At 62.9% G+C, this 20,706-nt stretch carries 17 protein-coding genes; 11 read left to right on the forward strand and 6 right to left on the reverse strand.

Annotated elements, in window-relative coordinates:
* Window position 1: 1 nt before the first annotated feature.
* The gene (locus tag BM136_RS00470) at window positions 2-1,705 is read right to left on the reverse strand and encodes an AMP-binding protein (RefSeq protein WP_092969289.1); all 1,704 of its coding nucleotides are present in this window, start codon (window positions 1,703-1,705) and stop codon (window positions 2-4) included.
* 200 nt (window positions 1,706-1,905) lie between these two features.
* Here BM136_RS00470 and BM136_RS00475 point away from each other — a divergent pair, with 200 nt between their 5' ends.
* On the forward strand, window positions 1,906-2,616 hold the full coding sequence (locus BM136_RS00475; RefSeq protein WP_092969292.1) for a TetR/AcrR family transcriptional regulator: 711 nt from the start codon (window positions 1,906-1,908) through the stop codon (window positions 2,614-2,616).
* Here BM136_RS00475 and BM136_RS00480 read toward each other — a convergent pair.
* Complete coding sequence (locus BM136_RS00480; RefSeq protein ID WP_045206072.1) at window positions 2,600-3,415, reverse strand: oxygen-binding di-iron domain-containing protein; 816 nt, start codon at window positions 3,413-3,415, stop codon at window positions 2,600-2,602. The genes BM136_RS00475 and BM136_RS00480 overlap by 17 nt on opposite strands.
* A gap of 239 nt (window positions 3,416-3,654) precedes the next feature.
* On the opposite strand from BM136_RS00480, the gene BM136_RS00485 reads away from it, so the two are divergent.
* A complete protein-coding gene (locus BM136_RS00485; protein WP_092969295.1) occupies window positions 3,655-5,151 on the forward strand; it encodes a DEAD/DEAH box helicase in 1,497 nt (498 codons plus the stop codon).
* Between the two features lie 25 nt (window positions 5,152-5,176).
* Here BM136_RS00485 and gluQRS read toward each other — a convergent pair whose 3' ends face one another.
* Window positions 5,177-6,121, reverse strand: coding sequence for a tRNA glutamyl-Q(34) synthetase GluQRS (gene gluQRS / locus BM136_RS00490; protein ID WP_092969298.1), 945 nt, complete (start codon window positions 6,119-6,121; stop codon window positions 5,177-5,179).
* Between the two features lie 63 nt (window positions 6,122-6,184).
* A complete protein-coding gene (locus BM136_RS00495; protein WP_092969301.1) occupies window positions 6,185-7,087 on the reverse strand; it encodes a LysR family transcriptional regulator in 903 nt (300 codons plus the stop codon).
* A 106-nt stretch (window positions 7,088-7,193) separates the two neighbouring features.
* Here BM136_RS00495 and BM136_RS00500 point away from each other — a divergent pair, with 106 nt between their 5' ends.
* Entirely contained in the window at window positions 7,194-7,892 is a 699-nt protein-coding gene (locus BM136_RS00500) for a pirin family protein (RefSeq protein ID WP_092969304.1), read from the forward strand.
* Window positions 7,893-7,969: 77 nt separating this feature from the next.
* On the forward strand, window positions 7,970-8,542 hold the full coding sequence (locus tag BM136_RS00505; protein WP_004631035.1) for a flavodoxin family protein: 573 nt from the start codon (window positions 7,970-7,972) through the stop codon (window positions 8,540-8,542).
* 186 nt (window positions 8,543-8,728) lie between these two features.
* Here BM136_RS00505 and BM136_RS00510 read toward each other — a convergent pair whose 3' ends face one another.
* Window positions 8,729-9,577, reverse strand: coding sequence for a sulfurtransferase (locus BM136_RS00510; RefSeq protein ID WP_092969307.1), 849 nt, complete (start codon window positions 9,575-9,577; stop codon window positions 8,729-8,731).
* Between the two features lie 149 nt (window positions 9,578-9,726).
* Between BM136_RS00510 and dnaE the strand changes: the two genes are divergently transcribed.
* The 5 genes from dnaE to BM136_RS00535 all read left to right on the forward strand — a co-directional run bounded on the left by dnaE (window position 9,727) and on the right by BM136_RS00535 (window position 17,288).
* Window positions 9,727-13,245, forward strand: coding sequence for a DNA polymerase III subunit alpha (gene dnaE, locus BM136_RS00515; RefSeq protein WP_092970668.1), 3,519 nt, complete (start codon window positions 9,727-9,729; stop codon window positions 13,243-13,245).
* 83 nt (window positions 13,246-13,328) lie between these two features.
* Window positions 13,329-14,396, forward strand: coding sequence for a glycosyltransferase family 4 protein (locus tag BM136_RS00520; protein WP_092969310.1), 1,068 nt, complete (start codon window positions 13,329-13,331; stop codon window positions 14,394-14,396).
* Window positions 14,393-15,673 carry an O-antigen ligase family protein gene (locus BM136_RS00525; protein ID WP_092969313.1) on the forward strand — a complete coding sequence of 427 codons (1,281 nt, stop codon included), beginning with the start codon at window positions 14,393-14,395 and terminating at the stop codon, window positions 15,671-15,673. The genes BM136_RS00520 and BM136_RS00525 overlap by 4 nt, the downstream gene beginning before the upstream one ends.
* A 12-nt stretch (window positions 15,674-15,685) precedes the next feature.
* Window positions 15,686-16,459 (forward strand): glycosyltransferase family 2 protein, encoded by a 774-nt coding sequence (locus BM136_RS00530; RefSeq protein ID WP_092969316.1) that lies wholly within the window; start codon window positions 15,686-15,688, stop codon window positions 16,457-16,459.
* Complete coding sequence (locus BM136_RS00535; RefSeq protein WP_092969319.1) at window positions 16,446-17,288, forward strand: glycosyltransferase family 2 protein; 843 nt, start codon at window positions 16,446-16,448, stop codon at window positions 17,286-17,288. The genes BM136_RS00530 and BM136_RS00535 overlap by 14 nt, the downstream gene beginning before the upstream one ends.
* A 16-nt stretch (window positions 17,289-17,304) precedes the next feature.
* Here the strand turns inward: BM136_RS00535 and BM136_RS00540 are convergent, their stop codons facing one another.
* On the reverse strand, window positions 17,305-18,087 hold the full coding sequence (locus tag BM136_RS00540) for a glycosyltransferase family 25 protein (protein WP_092969322.1): 783 nt from the start codon (window positions 18,085-18,087) through the stop codon (window positions 17,305-17,307).
* A gap of 232 nt (window positions 18,088-18,319) precedes the next feature.
* Here BM136_RS00540 and msbA point away from each other — a divergent pair, with 232 nt between their 5' ends.
* Together msbA and BM136_RS00550 are read left to right on the forward strand one after the other, a co-directional pair.
* Window positions 18,320-20,044, forward strand: a complete 1,725-nt coding sequence (msbA, locus tag BM136_RS00545) for a lipid A export permease/ATP-binding protein MsbA (protein WP_092969325.1) — start codon at window positions 18,320-18,322, stop codon at window positions 20,042-20,044.
* A gap of 50 nt (window positions 20,045-20,094) precedes the next feature.
* Complete coding sequence (locus tag BM136_RS00550) at window positions 20,095-20,694, forward strand: peroxidase-related enzyme (RefSeq protein ID WP_092969327.1); 600 nt, start codon at window positions 20,095-20,097, stop codon at window positions 20,692-20,694.
* The last annotated feature ends 12 nt before the right edge of the window (window positions 20,695-20,706 follow it).

Consider the following 20,706-nt stretch of genomic DNA (forward strand, 5'->3'; position numbering starts at 1 on the left):
GTTAGAGCTGTTCAGCGAGCGGTGCGAGATCCTGCTTGCGCACCTTGCCAGTGGCCGTGAGCGGCAATGCGTCGACGATGCGTACGACGGGCACCTTGTAGACGGCCATGTTCTCGCGGCACCAACTGGTGAGGGTGGCGTCATCCAATGTGCCGACGGCCTCGGGCCGCAGCATCACGAAGGCAACGGGAAGCTGGCCGCGTTGTTCATCGGTGCGGCCTACCACGGCAGAACCGAGGATGGCTGGATGCTTGCCGAGCATGGCTTCGATCTCGGCCGGGAATACGCTCATGCCATTGACCTTGAGCATCTCCTTGCGGCGGCCGAGGTAGTGGACGTAGCCGTGTTCGTCGATGCAGCCGATGTCGCCGGTGTGGAACCAGCCGTTGCGCAGGGTTTGCGCGGTGGCGTCCGGCTTGTTCCAGTAGCCTTTGAGCAGCGTCGGCGTGCGCACGCAGAGTTCGCCTTCGGCGCCGATCGGCATCAGTTCGTGCGTGTCGAAATCGCAGATCTTGAAGTCGGTGCCCGGCACCGGCAACCCGACGAAAATCGGTTGCGATCGCAGGTCGAAATCGTCGTCCTGCATGCCGACCGTGAAGCTGTTGCAGGTCTGCGTTTCCGTCATGCCCCAGGCGCTCTCGGCCATCATCGAGCCGGTCAGTTCTCGCCACGCTCTGCGGTATTCGGGGTTGAGCTTTTTCACGAACGACGACACGCCCGTATGCCGCAGCGAGCGTAAGTCGTACGCATGCACACGCGGATGTGCCATTACCTCGGCCGCGCTGTCGACAAGCATTGAGCCGTTGGTCACGCGGTAGCGCTGCACGCCAGCCATGAAGGCTTCCGCATCCCAGCGCGCGAGCAGCACCAGCGGCACGCCAAGGAAGGCAGGGAAGATCAGGCCGGTGTTCTCACCGGCAATCCAGAACTGCGGATAGAAGCTGAGCATGACGGTGTCGGCCTCCGCGCGCAGCGATACGGCCGAGAACGCGGCCGCCATGTCCACCATGTCGCCCTGCGTATGGATGCAGCCCTTGGGCAGCCCCGTCGTGCCGCCGGTGTAGTTAAGCGCGGCAACCGCATCAAGCGAGCCGGGCGGCAGGGGGATCGGCGTGGTCTGTGCCAATGCGGGCAACAAGTCGACCGCATCGTCGCAGGCCAGTGGCGGCTCGGTCAGCATGGCCGGGAGCGGCAGCGTCGGCTGTGCGGGCAGCACGTCTGCGTAGCGCGTAACGAAGACGTGCTCGATCGATGTTTCGGCACGCACGTCACGCACAAGCGGCATGAGACGATCGAGCGTGACGATGGCGCGCGGTGCCGCGTCGCTCAGCGCATGCATCAATTCGGCCCGCTGGGACAGCGGACTGATTGGCACATACACGGCGCCCAGCTTGAGAATGCCGAAGAACACCGCATTGAACTGCGGGCAATTCGACAGGAATACCGCTACCCGGTCGCCCACGCCAATGCCGTGCTGCGCAAGCAGTGCGGCGAAGCGGTCGGAGAGATCGTCGAGCTGGGCGAACGTCGTGTGGTGCCCGTAAAAGTGGATGGCCGGTTTGTCTGGCGTGGTGCGCGCCCAGTGCCGTAGATAGTCGGTGAGGGCAACGCGCCCGATCGGGTAATGCGGCTCGCGGGGGGTATCGACCGGCCATGCGCGCGCCCAGAGCGCGCGAACGCGGCCGAGATACTCGGACTCGTCCATCGCCAAAGCTTGTCTCCGTTGGGTTGTGCAGTGCGTACGCACTGCGGCGCCGCACCATCTATACTGGAAAGTAATTTTTTATACCAACGGGTATGAATATAGAAAGCGTTCTTTGATGCGTCAAGCATTTGAGACAGTGATGTCGCCAAGATGCGCGTATGCGACGGCGCATACGCGGGCGACATGCGAAAATATGCGCCATGTCCACCGTCCGCAAACCTGCCGTTCCCGACGTGCAACCGCCTGCTGAAACCGAGGCGCCCGAAGCTCCCGGCGTCACACCGCCGGCCACGCGCCCGCACATCGCCGAGCGGCAGGAGGCCCGCCGCCGGCAGATTCTCGACACAGCCGCGCAGCTCTTCTTCACCAAGGGCTATACCGGCATGACGATGAGCGACCTGTGCAACGCGCTCGGCGTGACCAAACCGGCGGTGTACTACTACTTCACCGACAAGTACGAGATCTTCGACATTCTGTGTCGCGAGGCCGCACAGGTGTGTCTGTCGGCCATCCGTGAGACCGCCGACCCGGCCCTACCCGTGCGGGAGCGTCTGCAGGCGTGTCTGCTGGAAATGGCGCGTCGTTGCATCGACTGCCATTACGCCGCGGCGCTGACGTATCGCGATCGGCAATACCTGCGCCCCGAAACGGTGGAATGGCTGCATGGCATGTCGCGGGCGTATTACCGTGATCTCTATGCGCTGCTCGACGAGGGCAAACGCGCCGGCGTGTTCGACTTTGGCGATGCGCGCGTCGCGGCGCACTCGATGGGCGGCGTGATGGGGTTTATGTATACGTGGCACGATCCGTCGCGCATCGACGCCGGCGTGCTGGCGCACGAGCTGTCGAGCGCCATGATGAAGATCATTCTGCCGGCCGCCCCGGCATCGGGCGCTACACGCGCGTCTTGAGCGTCGCGCCGGCCGGCGCCTTCGGCAACGCAGGAAGGCGGAAAACCTCGGGCGTCATCAGGTCGATGCCGCAGTCGAGCGTTTCCACCCAATCGATGAACCGGTTGACCATGGCTTTGCCATGGAAGGCTTGGCCATGCTGCGGCACGATCCATTCAATATCGAGCCCCCGCACCATCTGCGCCCACAGCCGGCATACCCGGTTGCCGCTCATGTAGCGACGGTGGAAGGGCGCCATGAGCGGCAGGTGCGCATCAAAATCTTCCACGGGCTTGGCGGCCACATTGGCATGCACCATCGACGCTCCCAGATCGCCCGAGAACAGGATGCGCGACACCGGATCGTAGAACTGGAAATTGCCTTCCGAATGCAGGAAATGCGCCGGCACCGCCAGCAGATGCGATTGCCCCAGCGGAATCGCCATGCCCGTATCCGGAATCGGCACGATGCGGCCTTCGGTTTTGCCGACGCTGCAGAAATGCGGCAGAAAGCGCTCCCACACGCGCGAGATCAAGATGTCGCAGCTCGAGCTCGTCAGCCACCTGCCCGCCGAGGCGACGATATCTGGGTCTGCATGCGAGGCCAGCACGTAGTCGAGCTGCTTGGGCGGAAAATACCGGTTCATCGCCAAAAACAGCGCGTTGTAGGTCATCTGACCGCCCGGATCAATCAGCGCGCCGTGGCCGTGGTCAACGATGAGGAACTGGTTGGTCTGCACCGGCAGGTCGTCGTGATCGTCGACCAGGTCGGAAAACATCAGGCAGACATGCTCGGGCGTTTCATAGAGCGTGGTGACCATGTGAGAGGGCAGGGCGCAGGTTGGAATGCCTGGATGGTGGCGCAGCGCGTGCCCGTCCCACTTGATCCGTGTCAAGGCCGTTGTAGTGCCGGCATTGAGCGGGGCGGCCCGAACATCCGTCCTAGGCTGAGTCTCACGTGATAAACTTTTGATTTTTAACGCTTTGCGCGAGCCGCATGCGGGTTTTCCGCTTGGGTCTGGCGCGCCGCCATGCCAACCGGCATGCCGCATCTCCCCCTATGAATACTGCAACGATGTCTGAAGCGTCAGAAGCGCCGGCCAATGAATCGGTGACATTCGACAGCTTCGGCCTGCATCCGGACGTCCTCCGCGCGCTGACCGAAAGCGGTTACACCAAGCCCACACCCATTCAGGCTGCCGCCATTCCGGTGGTGACCGCCGGCCGCGACGTCATGGGCGCCGCACAAACCGGCACCGGCAAGACCGCCGGTTTCTCGCTGCCGATCATCCATAACCTGCTGCCCGACGCCAACACGAGCGCGTCGCCGGCGCGCCACCCGGTGCGAGCGCTGATCCTCACGCCCACGCGCGAGCTTGCGGACCAGGTGTACGACAACGTTGCCAAGTACGCGAAATACACGGCGCTGCGCAGCGCCGTCGTGTTCGGCGGTGTCGACATGAACCCGCAGACGGAGCAACTGCGCCGCGGCGTGGAAATCCTCGTTGCCACGCCGGGCCGTCTGCTCGATCACGTGCAGCAGCGCAGCGTGAATCTGTCGCAGGTGCGCATGCTGGTGCTGGACGAAGCCGACCGCATGCTCGACATGGGCTTCCTGCCCGACCTGCAGCGCATCATCAACCTGCTGCCGGCGCACCGCCAGACGCTGCTGTTTTCGGCGACCTTCTCGCCCGAGATCAAGAAGCTGGCCGCGAGCTACCTGCGTCATCCGCAGACGATTGAAGTGGCGCGCAGCAACGCCACGGCAGAAAACGTCCGCCAGGTCATCTACACCGTGCCGGACAACCACAAGCAAGCGGCGCTCGTGCACCTGCTGCGGCAGCGCGCAGAGCAAGGCTTGCCGCGTCAGTGCATTGTTTTCTCGAACAGCAAGATCGGCTGCTCGCGCCTGGCGCGCGCGCTGGAACGCGAAGGCATCAACGCCAACGCCATCCACGGCGACAAGACGCAGACCGAGCGCATGCAAACGCTCGAAGCGTTCAAGCAAGGTACCGTCGATGTGCTGGTCGCCACCGACGTCGCGGCGCGCGGTCTCGATATCTCGCAGATGCCATGCGTGATCAACTTCGACCTGCCGTTCAACGCGGAAGATTACGTGCACCGCATCGGCCGCACGGGCCGTGCCGGTGCTTCCGGTGACGCATTGTCGCTGTTCGCTCCGGGTGATGAGCGTTTCCTGGCCGACATCGAAAAGCTGATCAAGCGAAACCTGCCGCGCGAGCAATTGGCTGATTTCGATCCGACTGGCGAACAGGCGCGTGACCGTGAACGCCGTGAGCGCGACGAAAAGCGTGCCCGCGGTGAAGTCCGCCGCGCCCGTGAGCGGGACGACCGCAACGGCGCCCGCGTGTTGGATCACACGATCGTGCGCCCGCCTTTCCGCCCATCGGACGACCCGTTCTTCAATCGCCCGTACGAATCCTCTCTGCCAGCGGAATCGGCGGAAGCTGCCAAGCCAGCGCAAGCGACCGGGCATCCGCGTACCGCCAAGCGCCCGATTGCGGCGCTGCTCGGCGGCGTGCCGCGCAAGCGTTAAGTCAGTCTGTTGAAAACGGCGGCCACTATGCCGCCGTGGTCAATCGTGCAAGACGATTGGCCCAGGCCGGGACTGCGTCTCGGTAGAACCCATCTACATCGCCCGCACGAATGTCCAACCCGAGGTGCCGTGCCGCTTCCGTTAGCGCGGCCAGCGGTTGACTGCGGTTGATGGCGCGCGCGCCTGTCTGCTTGCTCAGTTTCTCGCCCTCGGGGTTCACCACCACGGGCACGTGCAGGTAGCGCAACGCGGGCAGCCCGAGCAACTGCTGCAGATAGATCTGGCGCGGCGTCGAGTCGAGCAGGTCGGCGCCCCGCACGATGTCCGTGATGCCTTGCGTGGCATCGTCTACCACCACCGCAATCTGGTACGCCCACATGCCGTCCGCGCGCTTGAGCACGAAGTCGCCTACGGCTTCAGCCAGGTTCTGGCATTGTGTGCCTTGCCAGCGATCGCTGAAGCAGATGGTGGCGGCATCGGCATCCGGCACACGCACGCGCCAAGCGCGCGGGGGGCGGCCGTGCAGCCCGTTGCGGCACGTGCCGGGATAGATCAGGGTCTGGTGACGCACATGCCCATTTGCGTCGATGCTGGTGACGGAGTCCGCAATCTCGCGGCGCGTGCAGCCGCACGGGTAGAGGCTGCCGTTCGCCTGCAGTTGCTCCAGCGACTGTTCAAAGCGTGACAGGTGCGTGCTTTGCCACTGCGGCGCCTCGTCGGGAATGAGTCCGAGCACATCAAGTGTGGCGAGGATATCGCGGTCGGCGCCGGGCACGTTGCGCTGGAAATCGATGTCTTCAATGCGCACGAGCCATGTGCCGCCGTGCACGCGCGCATCCAGCCAGCTCGCCAGCGCAGTGACCAGCGAGCCGATATGCAGCGGCCCCGTTGGCGAGGGCGCAAAGCGGCCGCGATATTGGCCGCGCGATGACGTAGTGGATTCCGGAAAATCGAGATTGGCTTGGGACAACGCAACGCTCCAGGCGCAGAGGTCGATGGCGCTATTGTGCGCGATTTATCTGCCCCAGGACGCCTACTGCATCATCAGCGCCTGCCCCAGACGCGGGTCTTCCAACTTGTCGACCCACCATTGCAACGCCTTGCCGCGCATGTTGTTGCGCCAGGCAACCTGAAATGTTCCGGCGCGCTTGTCTTCGGTGGTTTCCTTGGCGATCAGCACGCCGGAATCCAGATACGGCTGCGCCAGTGGCACGGGCAACCAGCCGCAACCCAAGCCTCGAATCTGCGCCTGCACCTTGTCAGCCATGGACGGCACCACCAGCGTGTCCTGCCCGGCCATCACGCCGATGGTGCGTGCGGGCAGATTGCGGGACGTATCTCCCACAGCAACGATGCGATGTCGCGTGATGGCGGTTGCAGGCAATGGCTCTTCCATTTGCGCCAACGGATGATGTGCCGCCACCGCAAATACAAAGGGAATGCTGCCCACCGTGCGCGTCTGAATGCCCTGCACCTGCATCACCTGCGCGGGCCCGATCAGGAGATCCGCGCGGCCGGAGAGCAGTGCATCCCACGTGCCGGCCAGTACTTCGCGGCAAAAGCGTAGTCGCGTGGCGGAGTTTTCGGCGTAGAAATCCTGGATGACGGGCATGAGTGCGCGAAAGTGCACGAGATCGTCAACTACGATGGTCAGCGTGGCTTCCCAACCGGTGGCGAGGCGCTTGACGCGGCGCGCGAGTTCGTCGGCGGCCTGCAGCAGGTGACGGCCTTCGTCAAGCAATGCGCGGCCGGCGGGCGTGAGTTCCGCTCGATGGCGGCGGCGGTCAAACAGCAGGACATCGAGATCGTCTTCCAGCTTGCGCACCACGTATGTGAGCGCCGACGGCACTTTGCCGAGTTCGTGCGCCGCGGCGGCAAAGCTGCCCTTGCGTTCAATCGCGTCCAGCACTTCGAGAGATTCCAGCGATAGCGCCATATTCAGAATTTTTGATGTATTGAGTCAAAGCTGTACCCCGAAACTATAGCCAATCTGCGTACCATTCACACATCGACGCAGTAATTTGGATAGGAGATTCATCAAAATGATTGAAATCCGCCCTTCTCAAGATCGCGGCTACGCAGACCACGGCTGGCTCAAGTCGTATCACAGCTTTTCGTTTGCCGATTACATGGACCCGGAACACGTTCAGTTCGGGCCGTTGCGTGTCATCAATGAAGACCGCGTCGCCGCTGGTATGGGTTTTGGCACCCATGGCCACCGCGACATGGAAATCATCAGTTACGTGCTGGATGGCGAACTGGCGCACAAGGACAGCATGGGCAACGGCAGCGTGCTGCGCCCGGGCGACGTGCAGCGCATGACGGCTGGGACAGGTGTGCGTCACTCCGAGTTCAACCACGCGCAGGACCAGACCACGCATTTCCTGCAGATCTGGGTGCTCCCCGCGCAGTTGAATCTCACGCCGGGCTATGAAGAGCGTCATTTCGACGAGGCTGCCAAGCGCGGAAAGCTCGCCCTGATCGCCAGCACCGATGGTCGCGACGGTTCGGTGAAGGTGCACCAGGACATGGCGCTCTATGCCGGCAAGTTTGATGGCGCAGAAACTGCGTCCTTGCCTATCGCCGCAGGCCGCCGTGCTTATGTGCACGTGGTTCGCGGGAAGGTGAGCATCAACGGTCGCACGCTGGTCGGCGGCGACGCAGCCAAGCTGACGCAAGAAGAGGCGGTGACGCTCTCTGGCGGCGAAGACAGCGAAGTGCTGGTGTTCGATCTGCCGTAATGTTCGTGGCGCACGCTGTGTGCGCCATTTTTCTTTTCCGTTGTTCCCCGCGGTACCCCAACCCCAAGAGGATTCCCATGGCACGAGTTGCAGTCGTTTATCACAGCGGTTATGGCCACACCAAGAAGCAGGCTGAGGCCGTGTTTGCAGGCGTGCAAGGCGCCGGCGCCGAAGCACACCTGATTTCGGTCACAGACGTCAACGATGACACGTGGGCGCTGCTGGCCGGCGTCGACACAATCGTCTTTGGCGCGCCGACCTACATGGGCGGCGTGTCGGGCGACTTCAAGAAGTTTGCCGATGCATCGTCCAAAGCATGGTTCACCGGCGCGTGGAAGGACAAGATCGCCGCGGGGTTCACGAATTCCGCATCGATGAATGGAGACAAGTACGCGTCGATCCAGTACCTGTGGACGCTGTCGCAGCAGCACGGAATGATCTGGGTCGGCACGGGCATGATGCCGGCCAACAGCAAGGCTGCTACGCGCAACGACGTGAATTACCTGGCGGGCTTTGGCGGCGCGCTGGCGCAATCGCCGTCTGATGCGAGCCCTGAAGAGGGCCCGTTGCCGGGCGACCTGGAAACCGCCAAGCTGTTCGGCGAGCGCATTGTTGCCATCACCAATCAGTTCGTGCGCGGCCGTCAGTAAAGCGAGTCGGTCAAAGAAAAACGCCGGCATGTCCGGCGTTTTTTTGTTGGTGCGCTGTTAAGGCTCAGAAGCGCGTGCCTGCTCCGCAGAAGACGCCGCGGTTCGAGCCACCCTCGCAGCTCGTCGAGCAAGCCGCCAATGCGACAAGGCATAGCGTGCCGACGAGGACGGCGGCCGCAAGGCGCTTCATGCGGCGGCGCGCGTTTGGCTGTCGGCGCAATGTGGGCAGCGCTGGCCGGGGATGTAGTCGGCTGACTGCTGTTCTTCCGGGGTTACCACAGCGCGGCATGCAAAGCACTGCTTCGGTCCCGCCGGCAGCAGTTCGGGGTTGAGCGCTGTGCGGTGGTCGAACACGAAGCAATCCCCGTCGTAATGGGCTCCGCCCACTTCCTCGAAATATTTGAGGATGCCGCCTTCGAGCTGATAGACGCGCTCGACGCCGATCTCCTGCATGTGGATCGCCGCCTTTTCGCAGCGGATGCCGCCGGTACAGAACGACACGACCGTCTTACCGGCAAAGTCGTCCTTGTGCGCAGCAATGGCGGGCGGAAATTCGGTGAATTTCTTGAGGTTGTATTCGACGACGTTCTTGAATGTGCCGACGGCAACTTCATAGTCATTGCGCGTGTCAAGCATCACCACGGGGCGGCCCTCGTCGTCGTGGCCCTGATCGAGCCAGCGCTTGAGGTCCGGCGGCGCAACCGACGGCGCGCGGCCGTCTTCCGGGCGGATCAGCGGGTGGCGCATGGTGATGATTTCTTTCTTCATGCGCACCAGCAAGCGGCGGAATGGCTGGTGGTCTGACAGGCTTTCCTTCGGTGCCAGGTCAGCAAAACGGGGGTCGGCACGCAGCCACCCGACGATGCCATCAATGGCTTCACGCGAGCCGGCCAGGAAGATGTTGATGCCCTCTGGTGCCAGCAGCACGGTGCCCTTCAGCTCGCGCGCCTGGCACTCGGCCAGCAGGGCGGGGCGCAGGGTCTCGCGGTCATCGAGGGTGACGAATTTGTAAGCGGAAATATTGACGATCTGCATGTGCTGCCGCGCCGTTTTTGGCGCCTTGGGTAACCCGTTGATTCGTAAGCCGAAATTATAGCCGCCCGAGCAGCCGCGCGGAGTTGTCGATGGTCAACCGGACGCGCTCGGAATGCTTTGCGGCAGGTGTCACCCGGTACAATACGCGGATGAATTCGCCGCGCTTCGTCCACCTCCGTCTCCACTCCGAATATTCCGTCGTCGATGGCAACGTCCGTCTGGACGATGCCGTCAAGGCCGCAGCCAAAGACGGCATGGGCGCCTTGGCGCTGACCGATCTCGCCAACGCCTTCGGGCTGGTGCGCTTCTACAAGGAGGCGCGCGGCAAGGGCGTCAAGCCGATCGTCGGCGCCGACGTGTGGATCACCAATCACGACGAGCGCGACAAGCCGGCACGTCTTCTGTTGTTGGTCCGTGACAAGCAGGGTTACCTGAACCTGTGCCAGTTGCTGGCCCGTGCTTGGCTCTCCAACCAACATCGCGGCCGCGCGGAAATCGCCCCCGAATGGTTCGACGAGCCGGGCGTGGAGAATGCCCCATTGGCCACGGGCCTGCTGGCGCTCTCAGGCGCCATGGGCGGCGATATCGGCATGGCGCTGGCCAACGGAAACGAGGCGCTGGCGCGCAAGCTGGCGACGAACTGGTCGCGCGTGTTTCCGGGCGCCTTCTACATCGAACTGCAACGCGCCGGGCAGACTGGTACCGAGGCCTACATCCAGCAAGCCGTGAAGCTCGCATCGGCCATGCAGTTGCCCGTGGTTGCCACGCATCCGGTGCAGTTCATGACGCCGGACGATTTCACGGCCCACGAAGCGCGCACCTGCATTGCGGAGGGCGAACTGCTCGCCAATCCGCGTCGCGCCCGCCGTTTCACGACCGAACAGTATTTCAAGACGCAGGACGAGATGTGCGCGCTGTTTGCCGACATCCCGTCCGCGCTGGCCAACGCGGTGCAGATTGCGCAGCGCTGCAACCTCAAGCTGGAACTGGGCAAGCCCAAGCTGCCGCTGTTCCCGACGCCCGATGGCATGTCGCTGGATGACTATCTCGTCCAGCTTGCCAAGGAAGGGCTGGAAAAGCGCATGGAAGTGCTGTTCCCCGACGAGGCCGTGCGCGAATCCAAACGCGCCGAGTATTACGCCCGCCTGGAATTCGAGACCGGCACCATCATCAAGATGGGCTTCCCGGGCTACTTCCTGATCGTTGCGGACTTCATCAACTGGGCCAAGAACAATGGCGTGCCGGTGGGGCCGGGCCGGGGCTCGGGTGCCGGTTCGCTGGTGGCATACGCGCTGGGCATTACCGATCTGGATCCGCTCAAATACAACCTGCTGTTCGAGCGGTTCCTGAACCCGGAACGTGTGTCGATGCCCGACTTCGATATCGACTTCTGCCAGCACGGCCGCGACCGCGTCATTCAGTACGTGAAAGAGAAGTACGGCAAGGACGCCGTCTCGCAGATTGCCACCTTCGGCACCATGGCTGCCAAGGCCGCTGTGCGTGACGTGGGCCGCGTGCTCGATCTCGGCTACAACTTCGTTGACGGCGTGGCCAAGCTGATCCCGTTCAAGCCGGGCAAGCTCGTCACACTGGAAGAAGCCAAGAAGGAAGAGCCGCTACTGGCCGAGCGCGAAGCCAACGAAGAAGAGGTCAAGCAGCTCCTGGAGCTTGCCCAGCGCGTGGAAGGCATGACGCGTAACGTCGGCATGCACGCGGGCGGTGTGCTGATCGCCCCAGGAAAGCTGACCGACTTCTGCCCGCTTTACACGCAGGGCGGCGAAGATGCCGGCGTCGTCAGTCAGTACGACAAGGACGACGTGGAAGCCGTCGGCCTGGTCAAGTTCGACTTCTTGGGCCTGACCACGCTCACAATCCTCGACTGGGCCGAGCGCTACATACGTATGCTCGATCCGTCCAAGGCGGACTGGAACTGCAGTCATATTCCGCTGACGGACAAGAAAGCGTTCGACATCCTCAAGACGGCCAACACGGTCGCCGTGTTCCAGCTGGAAAGCCGCGGCATGCAGGGCATGCTGAAGGACGCCAAGCCCGACCGCTTTGAGGACATCATCGCCCTGGTGGCGCTGTATCGCCCGGGCCCGATGGACCTGATCCCTAGCTTCTGCGCCCGTAAGCACGGCCGCGAGAAGGTGGAGTACCCCGATCCGCGCGTCGAGCCGGTGCTCAAGGAGACCTACGGCATCATGGTCTACCAGGAGCAGGTGATGCAGATGGCGCAGATCGTGGGCGGGTACTCGCTCGGCGGCGCTGACTTGCTGCGCCGCGCGATGGGTAAGAAGAAAACCGAAGAAATGGCCGAGCACCGCGCGTTGTTCCGTGCGGGCGCGGCCAAGGACGGGCTCTCCACCGAAAAGGCCGACGAAATCTTCGACCTGATGGAGAAGTTCGCGGGCTACGGCTTCAACAAGTCGCACGCGGCCGCGTATGCGCTGCTGGCGTACTACACGGCTTGGCTCAAGGCGCATCACCCGGCCGAATTCATGGCAGCCAACATGTCGCTCGCCATGGACGACACCGACAAGGTGAAGATCCTCTACGACGATGCCCGAGGCAAGAACGGCCTGACCGTGCTGCCGCCGGATATCAACGCGAGCCAGTATCGCTTTGCGCCAACCGACGCCAAGACCATCCGCTACGGCCTGGGTGGCGTGAAGGGCAGCGGTCAGGGTGCGATCGAAGACATCCTGCGGGCACGCGAGGATGGCCCCTTCAAGGACTTGTTCGACTTCTGCGAGCGTGTTGACCGCCGCCAGGTCAATCGCCGCACAATCGAAGCGCTGGTGCGGGCCGGCGCCTTCGACAGCCTCAACGCCAACCGCGCGCAATTGCTCGCTTCGATCGGCCTGGCCATGGAAGCCGCCGAGCAGAAGGCGGCGGCTGCCAACCAGGTGTCGCTGTTCGACCTGATGAGCGGTGACGATGCCGAGCAGCATCGCCCCGAACTCGTCGACGAACCGGCCTGGACGACCAAGCGCAAGCTGCAGGAAGAAAAGCAGGCGCTGGGGTTCTACCTTTCTGGTCACCTGTTCGATGAATGCCGTGACGAGGTGCGCCGCTTTGCGCGTACGACGCTGGCCGACCTGGCTCGCGAAGTGACCGACAAGGGCAATGGCGGCGGCTACGGCAATCGCGACGCGCGTAACAAGACGGTGGCGGGCGTGATCGTCGGCCAGCGCACCCAGATGACGCAGCGCGGCAAGATGCTGATCGTCATGCTCGACGACGGCTCTGCCAGCGAAGCCACCGAAGTGACGGTCTTCAACGAAGTGTTTGAAGCCAACCGCGCGCTGTTCAAGGAAGACGAAGTGCTGATTGTGCAGGGCAGTGCCCGGCACGACATGTTCACTGGCGGCGTGCGCGTGACAGCCGAGTCGGTCATGGACATGACGCAGGCGCGCGCCAAGTTTGCGCGGGCGATCCGTCTGTCGATGAATGGCGATTCAACGGCGGCCAGGCTGCGCGACCTGCTCTCTCCGCATGTGGCGGCGGATGGCAATGGCGTCTCGGTGCGTATCAGCTACGTCTGCGAGCAGGCCCGCTGCGAAGCCGTGCTTGGCGACGCCTGGCGCATTGTCCCGAGCGAAGCGGCAATCGCCGCGCTGCGTCAGGCGCTGGACGCAGAGAACGTGGCAACGGTGTACGAGTAGTTCGAAGATGGCGCAGGGGGCGCCATCGCCGGGCACAGGCTCGGCACGACTGCAGTCTCAATACGATTATTACTAGAGCATCCATGAACGTCGGAATCTCGTGCAACGCGCTGGGCTACAGCGGCGGCAGCGAGCGCTACGCGATGGACCTGGTGCGCGGCCTGCATGAGCGCGACATCCGTCCCGTGTTCTTCGCCAAGATGGTGGACAAGGCGCTTCCCGAATACCGCCAGGTCAAGGCCGTTGCATTGCCCACACGCAAGCTGCCGGGCAAATTGAACGACCACGCGTTCGGCTGGCTGGTGCGCTATCTGGCCAAGCGTGAGCACATCGATCTGATGATCGGCTGCAACCGCACGGGGGCATCGGATATCGCCATTTGTGGCGGTACGCACGTTGGCTATCTCAAGAGCTTTTCCAAAGAGGCTGCCTTCTGGGACCGCCAGCAGATCGCGCTGGAGCGCCGAGACTATGTGCGCTCGCACGTTGTCGTTGCGCACTCGCGGTTGATGGCGCAGGAAGTGCTGGACTATTACGACATTCCGGCGGCCAAGGTGAAGACGGTGTACCCGCCGGTGAGCGAGACGAAGTTCTCGCCGGTGGGCGAGGCCGAGCGTCAGCGCCTGCGCGATGAGCTGGGCTTTGCGAAGGATCGCGTCACGTTTGTGTTCCCATCGTCGAGCCACAAGCGCAAGGGCTATCCGCTGCTGGAGGCGTTTTTCTCGAAGACGGATTTGCCTGTGCAGCTGGCGGTGATCGGACGGCCGGTGTCGTCGTCCTCGCCCAACATCCGCTACCTGGGATACCGCAAGGACATCGAGAATGTCTACCGCGCGGCGGACTACACGATTCTCGCTTCGCACTACGAGCCGTTCGGGCTGATCGGGGTGGAGTCTGTGCTGTGCGGCACGCCTGCCGTACTGGCAGCCAATATCGCCTGCACCGAGGTGATCTCGGAAGAAGGTGCGCCCACCTTTGATCTGAACGATCCAGCTACGCTGGCGCGCACGATCGAGGCGGCTGTTGCCCGCGCGCAGGCCGGCCAGGCGCGCCTCGCGAATCCGCGTGAACACCTGCGCTATGACCCGAGCATCGCTGCGCACATCGATGCACTGCTGGCGCTCGCACCCGGCGCGGGGACATTGCGATGAGCGGCTTGATGCAACGTGGCCGGACGCTGATATCCAGTGCGCTGGCGGCCCTGGCCGTGTTTGGAATTGCCATCCTCCCGGCTTTCATGCTGTCGGTGCGCGGCGCAGCGTTCCTGTCGTTCTTGCTGCTACTTATTGCTGCGATCTGGTCGATGCTGGCAGCGCCTGCAGAGGCCATGAACCGACTGCGAGCGATGTGGCGCGAATATCGCTGGCTGATTCTGGCAATGGCCGCCATGCCGACTGCCATGCTGATCAGTGCGCTATTGAATCCTGCCGCGCCGCGCAATGTGCCTTTTGCCTATGGGAGGCTCTGGTTGTTCGGCTTGGCGCTGTTTGCTCTGTTGCAATTGCGTCCTAAACAGTTGGAGAGTGTGCAATGGGGTTGTGTTGCGGGCGCGCTGGCCTCGGTAGTGTGGGCTTATCTCGAACTGCGTATCGGACGGCCAGACAAGATTGGCGCATTTGCCAATACCATCCCCTTCGGCAATCTATCGCTGTTGATGGGCTTGTTCTCGCTGATTTCCATTGGTTGGTCCAATCGTGACGGCTGGCCGCTTATCCTTTTGCGCGTGTTTGCAGGTGGCGCTGGGCTCTATGCGTCGTATCTGTCGCAGTCGCGGGGTGGCTGGATTGCAATCCCCATACTGCTGCTGATCGCCGTGGCGACGCTACGGCATGTGAGCTGGAAGAAGCGAGCGACTGCCTTGCTGGTGTTCTTCGCGCTGTTGGTGACCGTATGCGTGTCGTCGAGTATGGTGCGCACCCGCTTTGGTCAGGCGATGGAGGACATCCATGCCTATCAGGCGGGGCAAACCAACACCTCGGTCGGCATCCGCTTCCAACTTTGGAAGGCGGCGACGCTGATGTTGACGCGCCATCCACTAGCCGGGGTGGGAAGAGGCCAATTTGAGCCCGCTCTCAAGGCGATTCACGCGGAAGGCCTGATCACACAGGAAGCGACTGCCTTCGAGCATGCCCACAACGAGTTTCTATACAATGGCGCCACGCTTGGCGTGCTGGGCATAGGCGCGTTGCTGGCGCTGTATCTGGTGCCTGCCGTGTACTTTCTGCGAGCCGCCTTGTGCGACGATCGTGTTCTCCGTACCACGGGGGCGATGGGCCTCACGTTATGCGTCGGCTTCGTACTGTTCGGGCTGACCGAGGTGATGCTGATCATCGCGCAGACGGTCGTGTTCTACAGCGTGATGGTGGCCGTATTCACCGCGCATATTCATCGACGCCGGCAGCAGCTTGGCGCCGCTCCTGTTCTCTAAGATCGCTTTCGCATGTCCGCATCCAATCGAGCCACGCTCGCTGTCATCATCGTCGCCAAGAACGAAGCCGCTGATATCGGCGACTGCATCCGTTCCGTGCGCGACTGGGCGGACGATGTCATCGTCTTCGATTCCGGTAGCACGGACGGCACGCAGGACATCTGCCGCCAACTCGGTGCGCGCGTGTTCGAGACCGACTGGCCCGGCTACGGCGAACAGTCCAACCGCGCTCTGCGCGAGGCGCGCACCGACTGGGTGCTCTCGCTGGATGCCGACGAGCGCATCAGCCCCGAATTGCGGGCCGAGATGATCGCCGTACTGGAATCGGGCAGCTCGCACACTGTCTACTCCATGCCGCGCAGTTCCAGTTTTTGTGGCCGCTTCATGAAACACTCGGGCTGGTGGCCGGACCGCATTCGTCGTTTTTTCAAGCGCGAGCAGGTGACGTTCTTCGACGCACCGGTGCACTCGCACCTGGTCTTCGAGGGGACGGTGGGCGACTTCCGCGCGCCGATCATTCACTACTCGATTCCGGACCTGCGGGCTGCGCTCGATAAGGCCAACGATTATTCGACCGCCGGTGCAGCCGCAGCCTATGCCAAGGGCAAGCGCGCGTCGCTCGGTAGCGCGATCGGCCACGGGCTCTGGGCGTTCATCCGTACGTACATCATCCAGCGCGGCTTTCTCGATGGCGCGGAGGGCTTCATGCTCGCCGTGTCGAACGCCGAAGGCACCTATTACCGCTACATCAAGCTGATGATGCTGCATCGTCATGGCAAGCGCTGAGCCGCCGCGTCGCATCGCCCTCATCGTTACGACGTATAACCGCCCGGACGCGCTTGCCCGCGTGCTGGCAGGGTGTGGCGCCCAGACCGACCGCGCATTCGACGTCGTCGTCGCCGACGACGGTTCGCGCGATGACACACGCGTGGCGGTCGAAGCCGCTGCCAAGGTCGCGCCGTATCCGCTGCGCCATGTCTGGCACCCAGACGACGGCTTTCGTGCTGGTGAGATACGCAACCGCGGCGTGCTGGCGACGGATGCCGATTACCTTGTTTTTCTCGATGGCGATTGCGTGCCGCGTCCGGATTTTGTGGCCCGGCACCGCGCGTTGGCCGAGCAGGGGCGCCTGGTGTCTGGCAGCCGCATCCTGCTCGATGAAGCGATGACGCATGAAGTCATTACCCGGCAGATCGATATCCACCTGAAGGACCGCGCGTATTGGTTTGCCGCCTGGCGTGCGGGGCGCATCAACAAGTTCCTGCCGCTATTGGTGCCAGGTTTGCGGGCGCCGCGTACGTTCAAGGACACCAGCCTGCGCGGCATCAAGAGCTGCAACCTTGGCGTGTGGCGCAGCGATTTCGAGCACGTGAACGGCTTCGATCAGAGCTTCGTCGGGTGGGGCCATGAAGACGCCGACCTTGTTGTGCGCCTGTACAACGCCGGCGTGCGGCGCAAGCGCGGCTTCTGCGCGACTGAAGTCTTCCATCTATGGCATCGCGAGCAATCGCGCGAGCAGGAGAGCCCCAACTATCAGCGCATGATGGCTCGCCGCAATACCGACATCATCCGAGCAGAAACCGGGCTTACAGAGTTACGAGAGCAAGGCGCCTGAGCGGGCGCCGTCATGCTCACCAAGTCTTCTGCTGCTTGGCGATGCCGAGGAATGGCCGCACGAAGATCTGATAGAGGAACTTGCGCACAAAGATCTGGTGCAGATGGTGGCCGACACCGAGCCGGTTGTCGGCTTCGCGGCTTTTGATGGCGCGATCAGCTTCCAGGTTTGAGCCGCTATCGAAGTTCTGCACGCCAATCACATAAGGCACGACCGCACGCATCTGCACGATGCCTTCGCGCTCGAACTTGTACCAGTAGTCTGCGGCCAGCCACACGGGATAGAGCTGCTCGACCATGCGCTTGGCCGCGGCGCGCGTGACGAAATAACCATGCGCGAGCCACTGGTAGTTGGCAAGTTTGACCGTGCGGTGGTCCGCTGTCAGCGGTCGGGCGCTGCGCTTGTAGTAACGGTCGATGTGCGTGAGCAGTGTGACGATGGGTTCGTCGGGTGACACGCTCAGTGCCAGCGCATCGAGCACGGCGGGCACATCCGGCCCGAGTTTGGCATCGTCTTCCAGAATGAGCGCGTAGGGCAGATCCTGCTCGATCATTGCCCGGTAGACGCCAAGGTGGCTCAGCGCGCAGCCGACTTCGCCCACTGTCAATTCGCGGCTTTGGCTCGTAGCGCGTGCGTGGTCATAGTGGCGCGCAAGTTCGTCGGCGGGAAGTGTCTTACCGTACACGCCTGGGAAGCGGCGATGCGGCAGGCCCAACGCATCGAGTTGTCGCTCCAGGGCCTCGCGGCGCCCGGCGTCGTGGTCGAGATTGATGAAAAACGTGGGAACGCGCGAACTCATTGCGGAAGCGTCAGGTGATCCGCCGGCCAGTCTGGACCGGGCATTGCGCAGCAGGATGGGCCGGGTGGTGGATTGCCGCTAAAATGCCGGGTCGCCCGTCTGTCGGATGACCGCCGCCGCAGCGCACTTTATGGCGGCCATGCGATCGCCATGCGACGCAAGCTGCCCACCCTCATTTGAAAACGCCGTGAGTATACAAGCAAAGTCTGACCACCCAGCGCCCGCCAAGCCGATGCTCAAGCGGTTGTGGGGCTACCTTCGCCCCGAATTGACCGCCTTCATCCTGGCAATGGTCGCCATGGGTGTGGTGGCGGCCACGGAGGGGATCATCCCCAAGGTCGTGAAGGATTTGCTGGATCAGGGCTTCGGCGGTGAATACGCCGGAAAGCTGTGGCAGGTGCCGGCCATGCTGGTGGGGATTGCCGTGGTGCGCGGCATCGCGCAATTTGCGTCGACTTATCTGCTGAGCCTCGTCTCGAACAAGGTGCTGCTGAATCTGCGGATGAAGATGTTCGAACGGCTGCTGCAGGCGCCCGCTTCGTACTATCAGCGCAATACGGCCGCGTCGATCATCAACGCGGTCATCTTTGAAGTGAACCAAGTGCTGCAGGTGCTGACCGGTGTGTTCATCACGCTGGTGCGCGATTCAATGACGGTGCTGGCGCTGCTGATCTTCCTCTTCTACACCAACTGGCGCCTGACGCTGGTGGTGGCGGTGATCCTGCCGATCATCGGGCTGCTGATGTCGCGTATCAATCGCCGCCTGCGCTCGCTCAACCGCGAGAGCCAAAATCTGACCAATCAGGCCGCCTATGTGGTGGAAGAGGCCGTGGGCGGTTACAAGGTCGTCAAGCTGCACGGCGGCGAGGCGTATGAATCGCTGCGCTTCAATGCCATGACGAATCGTCTGCGTGGTTACGCCATGCGCGTGGCCGTGGCCGGTGGCCTGAACCAGCCGGTGACGCAGTTTCTGGCCGCGCTGGCGCTGTCGATCATCCTGGCCATTGCCATGATGCAGGCGCAAGCCAACCAGACCACGGTCGGCGGCTTTACCGGCTTTGTGATGGCGATGCTGTTGCTGATTTCGCCGCTCAAGCACCTGACCGACGTGAATCAGCCGCTGCAGCGGGGCCTGACCGCCGCCGAGTTTATTTTCGGCCTGATCGACACGCCGATCGAACCGCAAGAAGGCGGCAAGAAGATCGATCGCGCCCGCGGCGATGTTCGCTTCGATAACGTCACCTTCCGTTATGGCGAAGATGGTCGGGCAGCGCTCGACAACGTCAACTTGCACGTCAAGCCGGGCGAGGTCGTCGCGCTGGTCGGGCCGTCGGGCAGTGGCAAGACCACGCTGGTGAACCTGCTCCCGCGCTTCTTCGATCCGACCTCGGGCACGATCTCGCTCGACGGCGATGCGCTGGCGGATCTGGCGCTGTATGACCTGCGCCGCCAGATCGCTTTCGTGAGCCAAGATGTGGTGCTGTTCAATGACACCATCGCTGCCAACGTGGCCTATGGCGCGCGCGACGCCTCTGAGATCGACATGGCCCGCGTGCGCCGTGCGCTGGAAGCGGCTTATCTGACCGATGTGGTCGACAACCTGCCCGAGGGCATCGATACCAATGTCGGTGACAACGGCTCGAAGCTGTCCGGCGGACAGCGCCAGCGTCTGGCGATTGCGCGCGCGATCTACAAGGACGCGCCGATCCTGATCCTGGACGAAGCGACTTCCGCGCTGGATTCGGAGTCTGAGCGCCAGGTGCAGGCCGCCCTCGAACGCCTGATGGAAGGGCGTACGACGCTGGTGATCGCGCACCGTCTGTCGACCATCGAAAACGCCGACCGCATCATCGTGCTGGAGCACGGCAAGATCGCCGAAGCCGGCACGCACCGCGAACTCATCGAGCGCGATGGGTTGTATGCTGGACTCCATCGCATCCAGTTCGCCACTCAGTAAGCCTTCCTCACGGGCGGTGTGCTCAGGATGCTCAAATCAAAGGAGACATCGTGACGACCACCACGCCGCCCATCAGCCGGTTCCCTGTTCCTGAACTGGCCGACATTCCTGAAGATATTCGCGCGCGCATCCTGGAGGTGCAGGAGAAGAGCGGCTTTGTGCCGAACGTCTTCCTGGCGCTGTCGCATCGGCCCGACGAATGCCGCGCCTTCTTCGCGTACCACGATGCGCTGATGCTGCGCGAAGGCAGCAGTCTCACCAAGGGCGAGCGCGAGATGATCGTGGTCGCCACTTCCGCCGCCAACCAATGCTTGTATTGCGTGGTCGCGCACGGTGCCATCCTGCGCATTTACGAGAAGAATTCGCTGGTGGCCGACCAGGTGGCCGTCAATTACCGGAAAGCCGACATCACGCCGCGCCAGCGCGCCATGCTCGACTTTGCGATGAAGGTCTGCACCGCCTCGCACGCCGTCAACGACGCCGACTATGAAGCGCTGCGTGCGCACGGCTTCGATGACGAGGACATCTGGGACATCACCGGCATCACCGCGTTCTTTGGCCTGTCGAACCGCATGGCGAATGTGATTTCGATGCGGCCCAATGACGAGTTCTTCCTGCTCGGCCGCTTGCCGCGCGAGAAGAAGAAATAGGGCGCAACGGGC

The organism is Ralstonia sp. NFACC01, from assembly GCF_900115545.1.
GTDB lineage: Bacteria > Pseudomonadota > Gammaproteobacteria > Burkholderiales > Burkholderiaceae > Ralstonia > Ralstonia mojiangensis.